This is a genomic window from Paenibacillus sp. FSL L8-0340, assembly GCF_038593145.1.
Taxonomy (GTDB): Bacteria; Bacillota; Bacilli; order Paenibacillales; family Paenibacillaceae; genus Paenibacillus_AQ.
This window is the reverse complement of sequence record NZ_CP151967.1, coordinates 6,966,027-6,981,669: the sequence shown is the minus strand read 5'-3', so window position 1 is coordinate 6,981,669 and position 15,643 is coordinate 6,966,027. Positions and strand designations below refer to the sequence as shown.

The window sequence follows — 15,643 nt, the reverse complement described above, 5'->3', positions numbered from 1 at the left end:
TCATAGCATTGTAATCTGGCAGGCTAACATAAAAGCAGGCTTGGCTTCCTTATCGGGAAGTCCAAGCCTGCTTTTGTGTTATGTTCTATGGGGTGTATCCGCTGCTTATGAGGTTATTATTCGTGGCCCGCCAGCTCTTCGTCCTGCTCCGCCGGGTTCAGGTAGTCACCGCGGCTGACGAACAGCCACATTAAGCCGAAGCCAAGCGTTCCAATGAACGAGAGGAATACACCGGACTGGTACATGCTCTGGGCCCCGAGGGTCTGATAGAGCCAACCGCCGAGAACGCCGCCGAGAATGCCGGAAATGCCGCTCCAGGTCAGAGTGTAGAGGGCTTGTCCAGAGGAACGGTAGGGGCGTGGAACCAGCAGCATGGTCAGCTGCGTTCCCACATAGAAGAAGCCGCCAAACGTAATGCAGTGCAGAATTTGAATAAAAGCCACCTGAAGCGGTGTTGTCGCACCGGCCATCAGCCACCAGCGCAGGACAAATAAGACGCTTACGAGTGCCAGCCAGCCCAGCAGCACAGAGACCCTACGTTTCAGGAAAAGGTTGCACAGCAGCAGCACTCCCACCTCCAGGATAGAGGAGAGGAATACGGCAAGGCCGATCATTGTTTTGCTGCCCCCAAGCTCTGTAATGTAGAGCGACACGAAGGTGTTGTTCATCGTATTGGGGATGGAGACCAGAATGCCGAAGAAGATAAAACATAGAAAAAACGGATTATAAAAGATTTTTTGGAAGCCCTTGAACGGCAATGGAGCAACGCCTATGGAATGATCGAGCCTCGGCAGGGCAACCAGCGAAAGCATAGCAGCGCAGAGCAGTGCAGCAAAGAGATAAGACAAGATAGATACGCCGGCCCACTCAATAACGGGCCCGGCCAGGATCGCGGTCAGCGCCCATCCGAGCGAGCCCCAGAGCCGGAAAGAGCCGAACTTGTGATTCGTGCCGTCAATATAGCTAAGAATCATCGTGTTGCTCTGGGCGAACAGCGGCCCCTGGAAAAAGTAGAAGAAAAGGATGGAAACATAAATCATTTCATATGTATGCGCCTGAAATACAAGCTGAGACAATACTAATGTTCCCGTCAGCATGACGAGGACAATCCGCCGTATATTCTGATAACGGTCACTCCATATGCCCCAGAAAGGATTGGCAATAATTGAAACGAGTGCTCCTACCGACATTAAGCTCCCGATCTCCAACTTATTCATCCCTACATCCTGCAGATATAGTGGGAAGAAGCTGGTGAAGAGGACCACGGTTCCATATACGAAGAAATTGAACCATTTCAGAGAGCTGAAGGATGGATGCTTATTAAGGTACTCCCGCAAATTGGGCACTCCTTTCCCGCCAGATGTCTTGCATTCCTTGCTTCAGCCTTAAAATAGGCCGTTTCTAACACTGTAACACTTGTTGAAAAGGGATACAAACCAAGTTTTGAATGATTTTCCAGCCAGCTGTCTAATTTCTGCTCCCGTCAGCTTTTTAAGTGGAAAAAAGCCGATATCCTGGGATATCGGCAAGGAGTTTAACTTAGATATGGAAATGGTCAAAGTCCGCAAAGCCCCCGGACTCGACCGGGGCAAAGGAGACTGCGAACAGGCCAACTTTGGCTCCGACCCACCGTCCTTCGGCAATCGTGAACGGCTCACCGAAATCGGTGTATTGTGAACCGTCCTGGCTGAAGCTGAACCGGCAAAGGCAATCTTCCCCCAAGCTGAACCTTAAGTGCAGGCTGTCTGCACTGGTGAGTATCTCAGCCTTTTTAATATCCCCGGCTTCCGTGAGGTTCTCTGTAACACCACTGCTCTCATACTGGGTCAGCCGGAGCGCTCCGTCCTGGTCCATAGACAAGGCCAGATAGAAGGCCCGCTGTCCCAAGACCACAAGGCCCGCCCGTTCTTCGGAGGTGGCAAAGCTGGGCGTAATCTGTGCGGCTGCCGAAATAACGGGAGCGGCGAACTTCTGCATGAGCAGCTGCGGGGCGTCATAAAGAGTGCGGCAGCCCTCTGGAAGTGCCGCGGCATACAGTCTCAAGCCGCCCCAGGGATTCAGGCTGTACCAGCCGGTAGCCGGATTGGCCTGCCACTGCCATTGCAGGCCGAGCGACGGTCCACGGAAGTCATCTGCAGTTTGGGGAACGGCAATTTCTCCGGCCGCACGGATATGGGGCTTTCTCCAGAGCTCTACCGGCTCTCCGATGTCCTGCCCGGGTGCAAGCCGGCCCATCAGCGGCCAATCCTCCTGCCATTCCATGGGCTGCAAATGGACGATCCGGCCGTGGGCGCCTTTATCCTGGAAATGAATAAACCAGGACTCGCCGGACGCAAGCTCAACCCATCCTCCCTGATGCGGGCCGTTCACCGGGGTATCCCCTTGATGCAGCACGATTTTATCCTCATAAGGCCCATCGATGGCGGTGGAGCGGAAGACCGCCTGCCAGCCTGTGGGCACTCCGCCGGCGGGGGCAAAGATATAATAATAGCCATTTCTTTTGTACAGCTTCGGACCTTCCAGTGTAGGATGCTTTACTGTGCCGTCGATGATAATCCGGCCTTCATCCAGTAGGCTTCTGCCGTCCGGGGACATCCTGCAGAGGCTCAGAATATGCTTCAGGCCGGAACGGCTATGGGCAAAGGCATGGACCAGATAGGCCTGCCCGTCTTCATCCCAGAAAGGGCAAGGATCGATCCAGCCTTTGGCGGCCTTCACCAGATGCGGTGGTTCCCAGGCACCAAACGGGTTATCTGTCTTGGTCATGAAGATGCCTTCGTCGGGTGTTGCGTAGAAGATCCAGAACTGCCCGTCATGAAAGCGCAGGCTGGGCGCCCACACGCCTTTGCCGTGCTGCACCCGCTCATAGCCGGGAAGCTCCAGCTGCGGCAGCGCATGATTGACGATGCTCCAGTTGACCAGATCACGGGAATGTAGGATCGGCAGACCCGGCGTATGCGCAAAGCTGGAGGCGGTCATAAAGAAATCATCGCCTGCACGGATAACATCGGGATCAGAGTAATCGGCATAGATGATCGGGTTTCTGTAAGTTCCGTCTCCCTGATCGGGAATCCAGCGTCCGGAACCTGTAGCAGCATGAGTATTCATTCCAGCCCTCCCATTCGCGGTGGCGTATTATTTTTGAGTCTGATCATAGGACTGTTTCTCTGCCTCAAGCAGTTTAGCCCATTCGTCCAGCATTTCCGTTCCGGTCATTTTTTTGGCCATCACCTTTTGAATCATAGGCTCAATCTTTTTCTGGATATTGCTGTAGCCCGGTAGATAATACGGAGTGCCGGCAAAATGCGTGTCGGCCGAATTGAGCAGCTCCGAAGCGGATTTCATATAAGGAATGTCCTGAATCCAGGCATCGGCGGCCGCCTCCTGATTGGCAGGGATTTCACCATATAGCTTGGCGTACTGGCTGTTGATGTCATGGGACAGGTAGAAGGTCATGAATTTCCATACCGCGTCTTTGTTTTCGGCGGTTTTGGTCATGGTCAGACCCAGCGGCATGAGGCCGGGATGTTCACGATAGCCGTTGACACCCTTCGGAAACGGTACGGCTTCAAACTTGGTATAGTCTCCGTTGAATGCTTTCTCATGGGAGCTTGCCGAGCCGAGGTTATGCACAACAACAGCCGCTTTGTCCGATTGGAAGGTGGCGGCGAGCTCGCTCCAGCCCTTGTTGAGATCATCCTCTGGAGTATAGACATTATACGCGCCTAAATATTTCTCCAGAAACTCTGCGTGAAGGGGATCATTAATCGTTGCTTTTCCTTCAGGCGTAAAATAATCGGCAATTCCGGAGTAGGAGTACATCAGCATTTCCAGCGTATTGGCACTTCCGGCACCCCCGCGGATACTAAGCCCGTAGCGGTCTTTGGATTTATCGGTAAGCTTGGCAACATCCTCGAAGAATTGATCCCAGGTATCGGGGAGCGCAAGGCCTGCTTCTTTGAACCAGTCAGGGCGCAGCCAGAGATTCCAGGTCTGGGAGCTGTATGGTAGCGCATACAATTTTCCTTCTTTGGTATCCAGCTTGCGGTTGCTGGCAATCAGCTCAGCGGAAATCAGATCCTTGTCGGCCCAGCTGTCATAATAGGCATCGAGGGGCTCCAGCACATCTCTGGCGAGCAGGTCGGCCTTGAAATCATTCATGATATCCGGTGCCTGTTCTGCGGAGATCGCGACATTTACCTTTTGCTCGTAAGCGGACAAATCGCCGGGAACCCCGAGATAATCCACCTTGATGTCCGGGTTCTCTTCCTCAAACTGCTTGATGATTTTCTCGAAAAAAGCATTGCGCTCCGTAGTCACCGCAGCTGCCCAGAAGCTGATGGTCGTCTGCTTAGCCTTATCCCCGTTCTTGCTGGCTTCGCCTGATGAGGCGGAGTTCGTTGTCTTGTTCGAGCCGCAGCCGGTCAATGCCAGCAGAAGCGAGGCGCCTACCAATACGGAACTCCGTAATTTTCTTGTCTTCATAAATCTTTAGACCTCCCTGAAAGTTATATTGTTGTATATATTAAGGACGTTTCCGGGAAAAGCCGGCCCGGCCCCGTCCTTAATGACTGGAGCCGGATTAGCCCTTAACGGCACCGCCGAGGCCTTCCACCAAATAACGCTGGATGTACATGAACAGCAGCACAGGAGGAATCAGCCCGATAATGCTTCCCGCTGCCAGTGAGGCATACTGCACACTGAATTCGCCGATCATAAATTTCAGCCCGATAGGAATGGTGAAGCGGTCAGGCGTTGTGATAAACGAGAACGCGACCAGGAATTCATTCCAGACGCCGATGAATGCGAAGGCGCTGGTTGCCACGATGCCCGGAAGCACGATCGGCGCAATGATGGCGAAGATAATGCGGAATCTTCCCGCACCGTCGACCATGGCCGCTTCGTCAATCTCCTTCGGGGTGGAGGCAATGAAGCCGCGCATCAATATCGTATTGAACGGGACCTGCAGCACAATATAGAACAGGACGAGCGAGTAAGGCGTGTTGATTAGCCCGAGGTTCTTGAAAATCAGGAACAGCGGAATTACAAACAGGATGACAGGCATCATCTGTGTAGCCAGCAGGATCAGCATAAAGGCGCTTTTTCCCTTGAACTTGAAGCGGCTCATCGCATAACCGTTCATCACCGACAGCAGTGTAATGACGATCACCGACAGGATGGAGACCAGCACACTGTTGAGGAAATATTGCGAGAAATTATTATCGTTCCACACATTGATATAATTCTCGAAGGTCAGCGGAGACGGAAGATATTGAATCGTCGAGCTCATAATGTCCGTTTCTTTTTTTAGAGAGGTGGAGATAGCCCATAGAAAAGGAACGAGTACAAAGATCAGCGTTAAGGCCAGCGGAATGTAAAAGAGCAGCCTGCTGCCTATTTTGCGGCCGGTAGTCTTATTCATCCTGCATTCCTCCCCGGTTGAGTCTCAGGTACAGAATGACAAAGAGCATCAGGAACAGGAAGGTGACGACACCAAGCGCCGAGCCGTATCCGTAATTGCCCTCAAGGATCGAGGTCTTCATCATATAAATCGGCAGCGTTGTCGTCATATCCATCGGGCCGCCGTTCGTCATCGTAAAGATCATGTCGATGGAGTTGAATTCCCAGATGGCTCTGAGCAGGGTGGCGAAAATAATGCTCTCCTTCAGATAAGGAAGAGTGATATGAAACAGCTTCTTCAGGGGCCCGGCACCGTCCACCTCACAGGATTCGTACACTTCGTGCGGAATGGTCTGCAGTGCGGCGAGCAGTGTGATCGCAAAGAACGGAATACCCCGCCACAGCTCGGCGAAGACTACGGAGCCGAACACAGTGCTCGGATTAGCCAGCCAGGCGATGGCTTCATCAATGATGCCAAGTTTCATCAGGATATCGTTGATGATCCCGATATGCTGGTTGAACATGAGCGACCACAGCATGGTCGTTAGCACGCCGGATACGGCCCAGGGAACCAGCACCAGCGAGCGGACCAGGCCGCGCAGCCGGAAGGACTGGTTCAGCAGCAGGGCAACAATCAGCCCGAAGACCAGCTGAAGGGCCACCTCTGAAAACACCCATTTTAGCGTAGTGACGAGTGTGGAGTAGAATAAATCGTCTTCCGTGAAGATATGGCGGAAGTTCTCCAGTCCGATATAGCCTGCTTCCTGCAGACGGGTGAAATCGTAGCTTTGAACACTCAGGTCGAATACCCGGAATATCGGAAAGATCAGGATGCCCGCAATGAGCAGGACTGTGGGGGCGATAAGCAAATAGGGAAGCCACCCGTCCCCTTTGATGCGTTTTCTTTTTCCCGGTTTGGATAAGGCAAGCTTGCCCCCGGTTTGTCGCGTAATATCCATAACTGCACCTCCAAAACAATCGTAATTCAGATAGCGGATCAGCTGAATAAGATATATTTCAAAGGTTGTTTGTTTTCTTTAACAGTTTGCGTATAAGTTAGCGGCTGCCCGCTTAACCCTGCTGAGCCTTACGGTAGTCCGAAGGGGACATGCCGAAGTGCTTTTTGAACAGCACGCTGAAGTATTGAGGATTAGGGTAGCCTACCTTTTCGCTAATTTCATAGGATTTGTAATCTGTCTGCTTCAGCAGCTCCGCCGCCTTTTCCATCCGGATGCCGGCGATATATTCGATTACGTTGATCTCTCTGTATTTTTTGAAGAGAGTACTTACGTACGATGGTGAGATATGAACTTCACCGGCAATTGCCGCGAGACTCAGCTTCTCATCAGCGTAATGTTTGATAATATACTGCTCCATTTGCTTCAGCAGCATGTGATGCGAATGCTGTGAATGGCGCATTTCATCGCAGAAGAACAGGCCGGGTTCGCCGGCAACATCCTTCATATGCGCAGCCGTCAGGGCTTTATTGTAAGAGTAGGGGATCTGGGCGAAACCTTCGCACACGCTGCCTACACCGATGCTTACCGGAATTTTAAGACAGGCCTCAATCGTATTCCTCATCTCCTCCAGCAATTGGGCAAAGGAACCGTCCGGTTGATCCGCCTCGCCCGGTTTCTCCAGGTTAAAGAGAATATTGATTCTGTGGTTGTAATGGACGAAAAAAGGCTTTGGGGCCCGGCCGCTGAACTGTTCAACGCCTATATTGCGGATGGAGAACAGCAGCAGCTCGGCGTTCTCCTCAATGCCGGGCCGGGAGAAGCGCCGCAGATCTTCGGGCTGGATCACCGCGACCCGGAAGTAGTTCCCCTCCCAGCGGATGCCGAGGAGATCCATTTCGCGGCGTGCCCAGTCGATGCTGGGAACACCGGACAGCAGATCGGAGAAGAACTTATTTTCAATCAGGGTTTGGCTTTTTTGAGCCTTCTCCGATTCCCGCAGCTCCTGCAGCAGACTGCGTCCGGCAGCCGCTACGGACTTCAGGATGGTATCATTGTCCTCGTATTTCAGAATGTAGTCGGAAGCCTGGAGGTGGAGAGCTTTCTTGGCATAGGAGAAATCATCATAGCCGGTCAGAAAAATAATCCGGGTCAGCGGATACGCCCTGTTCACCATCTCCGCGAGCTGGAGCCCGTCCAGCAGGGGCATCTGAATATCGGTCAGCAGGATATCCGGACGGAGCTGCTGAACAAGCAGCCAGCCCTCTTCTCCGTTCGCGGCGGTTCCAGTCACCTCAATGTCTTCAGTACTCCATTTCACATTGGCCCGTATGCCTTCCCGGATCCATTTATCATCATCCACAATCAGCAGTTTCAGCATTATAATCGTTCTCCTTTCGTATCGCCTGTATAAGGGAGGTACACCTTTATTTGTGTGTACAAACCCTCTTCGCTGTCAAGCTTTAACCCATATCGGCTGCCGAAATGCAGGATAATCCTACGGTGGGCGTTCCACAGCCCGTAGGTGATGGCTTCATGTCCTACCGTCTCTGATTCCAGCGAGGCGCGGAGCTGTAAAAGCTTGTCCGGGCTGATCCCGTGCCCGTTGTCATACACTTCAAAGACAGCATAATCCCCCTCACGGCGGCCGGAAATGGAGAGGAAGCCGTGGCCGTGCTTGTTTTTGATTCCATGGTAAATGGCATTCTCCACCAGCGGCTGCAGCGTAAGCTTGAGAATGGGAAGCTCAAGCAGCTCGTCTTCGACTTTAATTTCGAAGTCAAATTCCTGGCTGTACCGGATGTTGAGTATCATCAGATAGCTGCGCACATGCTCCATCTCCTCACGGACCGGAATAATCTCACGGCCTTTGCTGATGCTGATCCGGAAATAGGAGGTCAATGCGCTGACCATGGTGGAAGCGCGCTGCCGCTCATTCATATCAATCAGATGTTTGATAGAGCTTAGCGTGTTGTAGAGAAAATGGGGCTGGATCTGGGCCTGCATCGCCTGCAGCTCGATCTGGCGTTTCTTCTCCTGCTCACTGCGCACTGTCTCGAGCAGCTGGGCTACCGAAGCCACCAGGCCGGAGAGCCCGCGGGCCAATACGCCGATTTCATTATGCTGGTCCAGCTCAAAGCTGACGCCGAGGTCTCCCCGCTCGAAACGTTTGACCTGCTTGGACAGGTAGCGGAGCGGGTTGCTGAGATTGCGGGCGACAACCGCGGCAGCCACGATGAACACAATTAGGATAAACAGGATCAGAACCAGGGAGATGTATTTAATTCGGGTTGCTCCCTCGAGAATATCCTTCTCCGGCACAACCGCTGCAAGCACCCAATGATTGAGCGGCAGGGTATTGTAGGCGATGGCCATTTTCCGGCCTGCCTTGCTGTCGGCTGTCAGGCTGCCGCTGTCCTGTGATCCGTTTCTTAGTGCGTTAATGGTTTCCCCGCTGAGTTCATATTCGGCATCCAAGGTCTTGGAGTACAGCTCACCCTCCGGGCTGATCAGCATCAGTGTCCCGCCCGGACTGATCTTTACATTCTCCATAATCTCGAGAAAATAGCTTTCGCGTAAATTGATAAGGACAATGCCGCTGGCCGGGGAATGTTCGGTACCGATCATTTTGAAGCTGCTCATAACTCTCCGCTGCTCCACCGTCTCAAAGATCGTATCCTTATGGCTGTTCAGCCAATAGTAGCCTTTCTGCGAGGTATTGTAGCGCCTAAGCCAATCGTTCAGATCAATATGGACCTGCCGGGGGACATATTCCTGCTGCAGATTGAAGGATCTTCCGTTATTGAACGCGACAAAGATGGAATCGATCATCTGAAAATAGGAATGGTATACATCGTCAAGCTGGTCGTGCAGCTTAATGAGATCGTCATACCGGTTCTGGTCGGCCGCCTGGCCTTCTCCCGAGAGAATGCTCTGCAGGGCATCATTATCCTCCAGGCGCACCAGCTGTTCGAAAATTGTGAGAAATTTGTCGTTCATGAACAGGGCTGTCTGATGAGTGGTGTCGGCGAGGGCGTAGAAAGCGTTTTCTTTTAATTGCCGACTGGACGAAAGATAAGAGAAGAATCCGGTCAGTACGACGGATAAGACCAAAATGGGCAAAAAGCAGATTAACAGCTTCGATTGGATAGGCCTGTCTACGAGGTAACGTTTCATGGGATAACTCCTTTTTGCAGCTAAGATTTCTATAATGTTTACGTGAACATTTATGGAATGAGCCTCGCTTATCCTTAGGCAGCTGCCGGAACCGGCGCTTAGGAGGCCTTGAATTTAGAGTCTAGCACAGACCTCCGCAAAATCAACCAGTGTCTATATTTTTTCGAATTTTGAAAAAGTTCGCCCGCGTAATAAATTTCATTTCTTTCCTGCAGCAAAGGATTTTGAAGTGATATCCCGTCAGACTTGCTGTTTTCGCGCTGTAAAGTTTGATACGATACGCATAGAGAACAGGAGATTTCAGCGGGAGGGAATCATGATACAATACACGGGAATTATTCTGACAGGGGGGGCTTCGAGGCGGATGGGCAGCGATAAAGCGCTGCTTACACTTGCCGGAGAACCTGTGATTGCCCGGCTGGCGGACGAGTTGGCCAAGCTAGCCGAAAGTACGGTCATTGCCTGCGGTCCCCTGGAGCGCAGGGAGTATGACTTCTTGCAGCTCCCCCAGATCACGGACCATTATCAAGGCTGCGGCCCTCTGGCAGGTCTTCATGCGGCGCTCAGCCATTCACCAACGGAATGGAATCTGGTAGCGGCTTGTGATCTGCCGTTTGCTTCGGCGTTATTTCTGCAGTACATACTCAGCTGCCATGCGGCAGCGTATCCCGAGACAGTGAGGCATAGAGCCGGTTTCGGCGCGTCTGCCGCTGTTCCGGTGTCCGCCTCCGGCCGGACGCAGCCCCTGCTCGGGCTGTATCATAAGCGGACACTTCCGGCGCTGGAAGCAGCGCTGAGCGGTGGAAGGTTCAAAGTTATGGAGTGCCTGGAGAAGCTGGACGTTCTATATGTTCCAGAATCCGGCTTTACGCCTAGCCGGCCTACGCCCTCCCCTTTGTACAATATGAATACAACGGATGATTATTTGGCTGCCGTCAAGCTGCTGTCACAGCTCGAGGATCCTTGCTGAGAGCACTAATTTTTCCTTCGTTTAACTTCAGTTTACAAAGCAGCGTTAATGTGGAGGGGAAGACGGACAGGAGCGGAACAGCTCCGAGATCTATCCGTCAGAAAAGAGGAAGTTCTATGAATAAATCCAAATCTTCACAGAAGCAGGGAGCGGCCTTGAAGCCGTTCCTGAAACTGCTGCATGAGACGAAACCCTCCTACGGGCTGCTTGCTCTGGCGGTAGGGCTTAGTATGATATCGACACTGGTGGGCCTGGTCATTCCTATGTTCACTAAGAATCTGGTGGACGGCTTCTCGCTGGCCTCCATCAGCAAGCTGCAGATTGCGGGAATTGCCGGAGCTTTTGTAGCCCAGACAATTGCCGGAGGCGTCTCCATTTATTTGCTGAACTATGTAGGGCAGAAGATTGTCGCGGGACTGCGCGACCGGCTGTGGCGCAAATTTCTTGTGCTGCCGGTGGCCTACTACAATGATAACCGTACAGGTGAAAGCGTCAGCCGGATGACAAACGATACCGGAATTCTCAAGACGCTGATCTCCGAGCATTTGGCCAGTTTATTTACCGGGGTAATCTCTATCGTCGGTTCGATATCAGTACTGCTCTATCTGAACTGGAAAATGACGCTGGTGCTGTTCACGGTGCTTCCGCTGTCCGCACTCATTCTGGTGCCGCTGGGCCGGCAGATGTACAAAATCTCCAAGGGCACTCAGGATGAAACAGCGTCCTTTACCGCTACACTGAGCGGTGTGCTGTCCGAAATCCGGCTGGTGAAATCATCGGGCGCGGAGCAAAGGGAATATGAAGCCGGACGGACCGGAATTATGAATCTGCTGTCCTTCGGCATCCGGGAGGGCAAAATCAGTGCGATGATCAGTCCGCTAGTCTCGTTTGTGTTCATGATGCTGCTTGTCGTCATTATCGGCTATGGCGGCATGCAGGTGTCCTCGGGTGCCTTGACTGCAGGTGAATTGGTAGCCTTTATTCTGTATTTGATCCAGATCGTGATGCCGCTCACCCAGCTGACCCAATTCTTCACCCAGGTGCAGAAGGCCAAAGGTGCCTCGGAACGGATCATTGAAACACTGGCTGCGGAAGAGGAGATTTATGAAGGGTCAGAGGAAGCGGATGGATTGCAGGGACCGATTGCTATAGAGGATTTAAGCTTTGGCTATAAAACAGGTGAACAGGTGCTGGACAAGGTCAGCTTCTCCATGCTGCCGGGTCAGGTTACGGCGATTGTCGGACCAAGCGGAGGCGGCAAAACGACGTTATTCTCAATGCTGGAACGGTTCTATGAACCGCAGCATGGCGTCATCAAGGCGGGTGGTAAGCCGTTGTCGGCATTTTCCCTGCGTTCCTGGCGCAAGCTGATCGGGTATGTCTCGCAGGAAAGCCCGCTGCTCTCCGGCACGATTGCCGACAATCTCGGCTATGGTCTGGACCGGAAGATCAGCGAGGAGGAGATGCGCCATGCTGCGGCCATGGCCTATGCCGACGGCTTTATCCGTGAGCTTCCGGACGGCTATCAGACGGATGTGGGGGAACGGGGCGTGAAGCTGTCCGGCGGACAGCGCCAGCGGATTGCCATCGCGAGGGCGCTGCTGCGTGATCCGAAGATTCTGATGCTGGACGAAGCTACCTCCAGTCTCGACAGCCAGTCCGAAGCAGTGGTGCAGAGTGCGTTATCGAACCTTATGCAAGGCCGGACCACGATTGTGATTGCCCACAGACTGGCAACCGTGGTGAATGCGGATCAGATTATCTTTATAGAGAAAGGCCGGATCACCGGCAAAGGAACGCACGAAGAGCTGCTGCGCAGTCACGAGTTGTACCGGGAATTCGCGGAACAGCAGCTGCAGATGAACACACCGCAGCTTTTGGAGGGCGGTAAAGAGGAGGCTACAGCAGAATATGGCCAAAATACTGGTAGTGGACGACGATCCGCACATCCGCGAATTGGTGGAGCTGTTTCTGAGAGCTGAGGGGATGGATGAGGTCTACGGCGCTTCCGATGGGGTGGAGGCGCTGCGGCTGCTTGAGGACAACAGCGTGGATCTGGCGATCATCGATGTGATGATGCCGAAGATGGATGGCTGGGAGCTGTGCCGCGCGCTGCGGAAAAGCTATGATTTTCCCATTCTGATGTTGACAGCCAAAGGGGAAACCTCACAAATTGTTAAAGGCTTCGAGCTGGGCACGGACGATTATCTGGTGAAGCCGTTTGAACCGCTGGTGCTGATCGCCAGAGTTAAAGCGTTGCTGAAGCGGTACCAGATTTCCTCCGCACAGAGTGTAAACGTCGGAAATTTGCGGATGAACCGCAAGACTTATGAAGTCTCCTCGGAGTTTGGGGAAATCACGCTGCCGCTGAAGGAATTCGAGCTGCTGTTCAAGCTGGCAAGCTATCCCGGGCAGACATTGACGCGCGACAGGCTGATTGAAGAAATCTGGGGTTATGATTTTGGGGGCAATGAACGGACGCTGGATGTGCATGTGGGCCGTCTGCGCGAACGTTTCCCCCGGGAAAAATATGGCTTCAATATCCGCACCATCCGTGGGCTGGGCTACCGTCTGGAGGTGGTTAATGGATGAGAAGACTTGGCAGGATTATGAGAGAAATCCTTGGAATGGGGATATTGATCGCTGCCCTCTATGCTTCCTGGAATGGGGGATATTACGGTGTAAAGCTGCTGTCGGGACATTTTGAATGGTCTCTGTCCCCTTATGGATCGGGGCTGCTTGTTATGGCGCTGCAGTTTCTTATTCTTTTGGTTGTGGGCGGTACCACGGCTCTTATCGGACATGCCAGGGGGGATGAGAGAGCATTCTATATTCCCATCCTGACAGCAATGCGGCAAATTTCCAAAGGCAATTTCAAGGTAGAGCTGGAAAACAGCAAGCGTTACGGGCAGTTTGGCGGAATCGTGGAGGGGATTAATGAAATGGCCAGCGAGCTGGGCCGGATGGAGATTATGCGCCAGGATTTCATCTCCAACGTCTCACATGAGATCCAGTCGCCGCTCACCTCGATTCGCGGGTTCGCCCGTGCGCTGCGGGAAGAGGGCCTTAGTGCAGACAACCGGAGACATTATCTGGACATCATCGAAGCAGAGGGCAGCCGCCTCTCCGGGCTCAGTGACAATTTGCTGAAGCTGTCGGCATTGGAGGCGGGCAGCTTTCCGTTTGAAGTGAAGTCATACCGGCTGGACAAACAGCTTCAAGATATGATTCTGGCCTCGGAGCCGCAGTGGCTGGATAAAGAGATCGAGTTGGAAGCCGAGCTGGAGGAGATTTCGGTGGACGCTGTGCAGGATCTGATGAGCCAGGTATGGACCAACCTGCTGCATAACAGTATCAAGTTTACCCCTGAGGGCGGGCTTATCACCATACGCGTGCATCATGCAGAGGGTCAAGCCATTGTGGAAATCAGGGACAGCGGCATAGGCATCGCCGAGGAGGAGCTGCCCCGCATCTTTGAACGATTCTATAAGGCGGATAAAGCAAGAAGCGCCAGCGGAGGCGGGAGCGGACTGGGATTGTCACTGGTGAAGAAAATCGTAGATTTGCATAACGGGACGATAAACGTAACAAGCCGTCCCGGTGAGGGGACGGCTTGTACGGTGAGCCTGCCATTGCGGCTTAAATAAATCCGCCGTTTACGCGCAGCGTTTGTCCGGTAATCCACTGGGACTCTTCCCCGGCGAGGAAGCTGACGGCTCCGGCAATATCCTCAGGCTGGCCCAGGCGGCCAAAAGCATTGGCTTTCTTCAGCCCTTCAAGCTGTGCCTCGGATTTGCCTTCGAGGAATAAATCCGTGGCAACCGGCCCCGGCGCAACTGCGTTGATCGTAATGCCTTTGGCCCCGAATTCCTTGGCGAGCTGGCGGGTGAATTGTTCTACTGCACCTTTCGTTCCGGCATAGATACTGTAAGCCGGGAACATTTGGCCATTGACCGAGGTGGAGAAATTAATGACCCGGCCGCCCTCTTCCAGATGGAAGAAGGCCTGCTGGCAGGAGAAGTAGGTCCCTTTGACATTGATGGCAAACTGCTTGTCGAATTCCTCCTCGGTAGCTGTGCCAATGAGGCTGTTTATCATAATTCCGGCGTTGTTGACCACGATATCAATCCTGCCGAACAGCTCCTTGGTATCCTTGAACAACTGCTCAATCTGCGCGGGTTTGCTGATGTCGGCCTGAAGGGCGGCTGCCTTTCCGCCTTTCCCCTGAATACCCTGCACCACAGCCTCAGCTTGTTTAGGACTGCTGGAATAGTTAATGATTACAGCGGCCCCTTGCTCCGCCAGTCTCTCCGCAACGCTCCGTCCGATCCCTCTAGAGGACCCCGTAATGATAGCTACCTTACCCTCCAGGTTTTGATTCATGAATTGTTCCTCCTTAAAGTTTTGTTAGCGTTACTTCATAAGAATCTGCTTCGGACAAAACTGGCTTCGGAAGTGTTCGCTTAGTTTTGTATAAGATAGCGGGTTTAACTGGTGACAGCCGCGAGGCCTCTGGCAAGTATTGCCCAGAGCTGTGCGAATTCCTGTCCGATGCTTCCGCTATGCCATTCATAGGCATGGGAGGGATGGTGGAACCGGGCCGTCGCGTAAAAAAGTGAACGGGCAATCGTCTCCGTACCGGCGATTGGCGTAATTGTGCCTTCCTGAACGCCTTTGTCGATTACACTGCCCATCTGGCTGATAATCCGCTGAATATGGGTGTCAATGAGCTCGGAGGCTTCTTCCGTAACAGATGCATACATCTTGAACATTTCGCTGTCCTGCTCGGCGTAGTGATGTTTAAGCTCGATCAGCTTTGCGATATATTTCCTTAGCTGCTCCAGAGCATTTCCGGCTGCCGCAGCTGCTGCGATCTCTGTCAGAGGGCCAAGAATCAACTCGTCCAGCCATCTTTCCGTTACAGCCTCCCGCAATGCCGCTTTGCTGGGAAAATGCCGGTACAAGGTACCATGGCTGACGCCCAGCAGCTTGGCTACGTCCGTCACTGAGGTTTTGTCGGGCCCGAACCTGCGCAAGGTCTGTTCAGCGGCGTCCAATATTTCCGTCTTGCTTAAAAAAGCGCTTGGTTTGTTCACGGGTGGATTCTCCCTTCGGTAGGTACAGCTTAACATGGTGGATG

At 53.0% G+C, this 15,643-nt stretch carries 13 protein-coding genes; 4 read left to right on the top strand and 9 right to left on the bottom strand.

Annotated features, from left to right (window positions below; genetic code table 11):
• Nucleotides 1–116 precede the first annotated feature (116 nt).
• From NST07_RS32000 to NST07_RS31970, 7 genes are all read right to left on the bottom strand, one after another.
• Nucleotides 117–1,337: an MFS transporter gene (locus NST07_RS32000; protein WP_341096885.1), complete on the bottom strand. Its 1,221-nt coding sequence runs from the start codon at nucleotides 1,335–1,337 to the stop codon at nucleotides 117–119.
• A gap of 202 nt (nucleotides 1,338–1,539) precedes the next feature.
• Entirely contained in the window at nucleotides 1,540–3,108 is a 1,569-nt protein-coding gene (locus NST07_RS31995; RefSeq protein WP_342480760.1) for a glycoside hydrolase 43 family protein, read from the bottom strand.
• Nucleotides 3,109–3,135: 27 nt separating this feature from the next.
• The gene (locus NST07_RS31990) at nucleotides 3,136–4,485 is read right to left on the bottom strand and encodes a sugar ABC transporter substrate-binding protein (protein WP_341096880.1); all 1,350 of its coding nucleotides are present in this window, start codon (nucleotides 4,483–4,485) and stop codon (nucleotides 3,136–3,138) included.
• Between the two features lie 97 nt (nucleotides 4,486–4,582).
• Nucleotides 4,583–5,422, bottom strand: coding sequence for a carbohydrate ABC transporter permease (locus NST07_RS31985; protein ID WP_038597501.1), 840 nt, complete (start codon nucleotides 5,420–5,422; stop codon nucleotides 4,583–4,585).
• Nucleotides 5,415–6,359 (bottom strand): sugar ABC transporter permease, encoded by a 945-nt coding sequence (locus NST07_RS31980; protein WP_341096877.1) that lies wholly within the window; start codon nucleotides 6,357–6,359, stop codon nucleotides 5,415–5,417. The genes NST07_RS31985 and NST07_RS31980 overlap by 8 nt, the downstream gene beginning before the upstream one ends.
• Nucleotides 6,360–6,471: 112 nt before the next feature.
• Nucleotides 6,472–7,737, bottom strand: coding sequence for a response regulator (locus tag NST07_RS31975; RefSeq protein ID WP_076109680.1), 1,266 nt, complete (start codon nucleotides 7,735–7,737; stop codon nucleotides 6,472–6,474).
• The gene (locus NST07_RS31970; protein ID WP_341380033.1) at nucleotides 7,737–9,533 is read right to left on the bottom strand and encodes a sensor histidine kinase; all 1,797 of its coding nucleotides are present in this window, start codon (nucleotides 9,531–9,533) and stop codon (nucleotides 7,737–7,739) included. The genes NST07_RS31975 and NST07_RS31970 overlap by 1 nt, the downstream gene beginning before the upstream one ends.
• A 316-nt stretch (nucleotides 9,534–9,849) precedes the next feature.
• Between NST07_RS31970 and NST07_RS31965 the strand changes: the two genes are divergently transcribed.
• From NST07_RS31965 to NST07_RS31950, 4 genes are all read left to right on the top strand, one after another.
• Entirely contained in the window at nucleotides 9,850–10,503 is a 654-nt protein-coding gene (locus NST07_RS31965; protein WP_341380032.1) for a molybdenum cofactor guanylyltransferase, read from the top strand.
• 116 nt (nucleotides 10,504–10,619) lie between these two features.
• Complete coding sequence (locus NST07_RS31960) at nucleotides 10,620–12,485, top strand: ABC transporter ATP-binding protein (RefSeq protein ID WP_342480759.1); 1,866 nt, start codon at nucleotides 10,620–10,622, stop codon at nucleotides 12,483–12,485.
• Nucleotides 12,415–13,095, top strand: coding sequence for a response regulator transcription factor (locus NST07_RS31955; protein WP_341096869.1), 681 nt, complete (start codon nucleotides 12,415–12,417; stop codon nucleotides 13,093–13,095). Before NST07_RS31960 ends, NST07_RS31955 begins: the two co-directional genes overlap by 71 nt.
• The gene (locus NST07_RS31950) at nucleotides 13,092–14,150 is read left to right on the top strand and encodes a HAMP domain-containing sensor histidine kinase (RefSeq protein ID WP_341096867.1); all 1,059 of its coding nucleotides are present in this window, start codon (nucleotides 13,092–13,094) and stop codon (nucleotides 14,148–14,150) included. The genes NST07_RS31955 and NST07_RS31950 overlap by 4 nt, the downstream gene beginning before the upstream one ends.
• Here the strand turns inward: NST07_RS31950 and NST07_RS31945 are convergent.
• Nucleotides 14,143–14,886, bottom strand: a complete 744-nt coding sequence (locus tag NST07_RS31945; protein ID WP_341380028.1) for an SDR family oxidoreductase — start codon at nucleotides 14,884–14,886, stop codon at nucleotides 14,143–14,145. The two genes, NST07_RS31950 and NST07_RS31945, sit on opposite strands and share 8 nt — an antisense overlap.
• Before the next feature lie 104 nt (nucleotides 14,887–14,990).
• Nucleotides 14,991–15,599: a TetR family transcriptional regulator gene (locus NST07_RS31940; protein WP_341096864.1), complete on the bottom strand. Its 609-nt coding sequence runs from the start codon at nucleotides 15,597–15,599 to the stop codon at nucleotides 14,991–14,993.
• Nucleotides 15,600–15,643 lie beyond the last annotated feature (44 nt).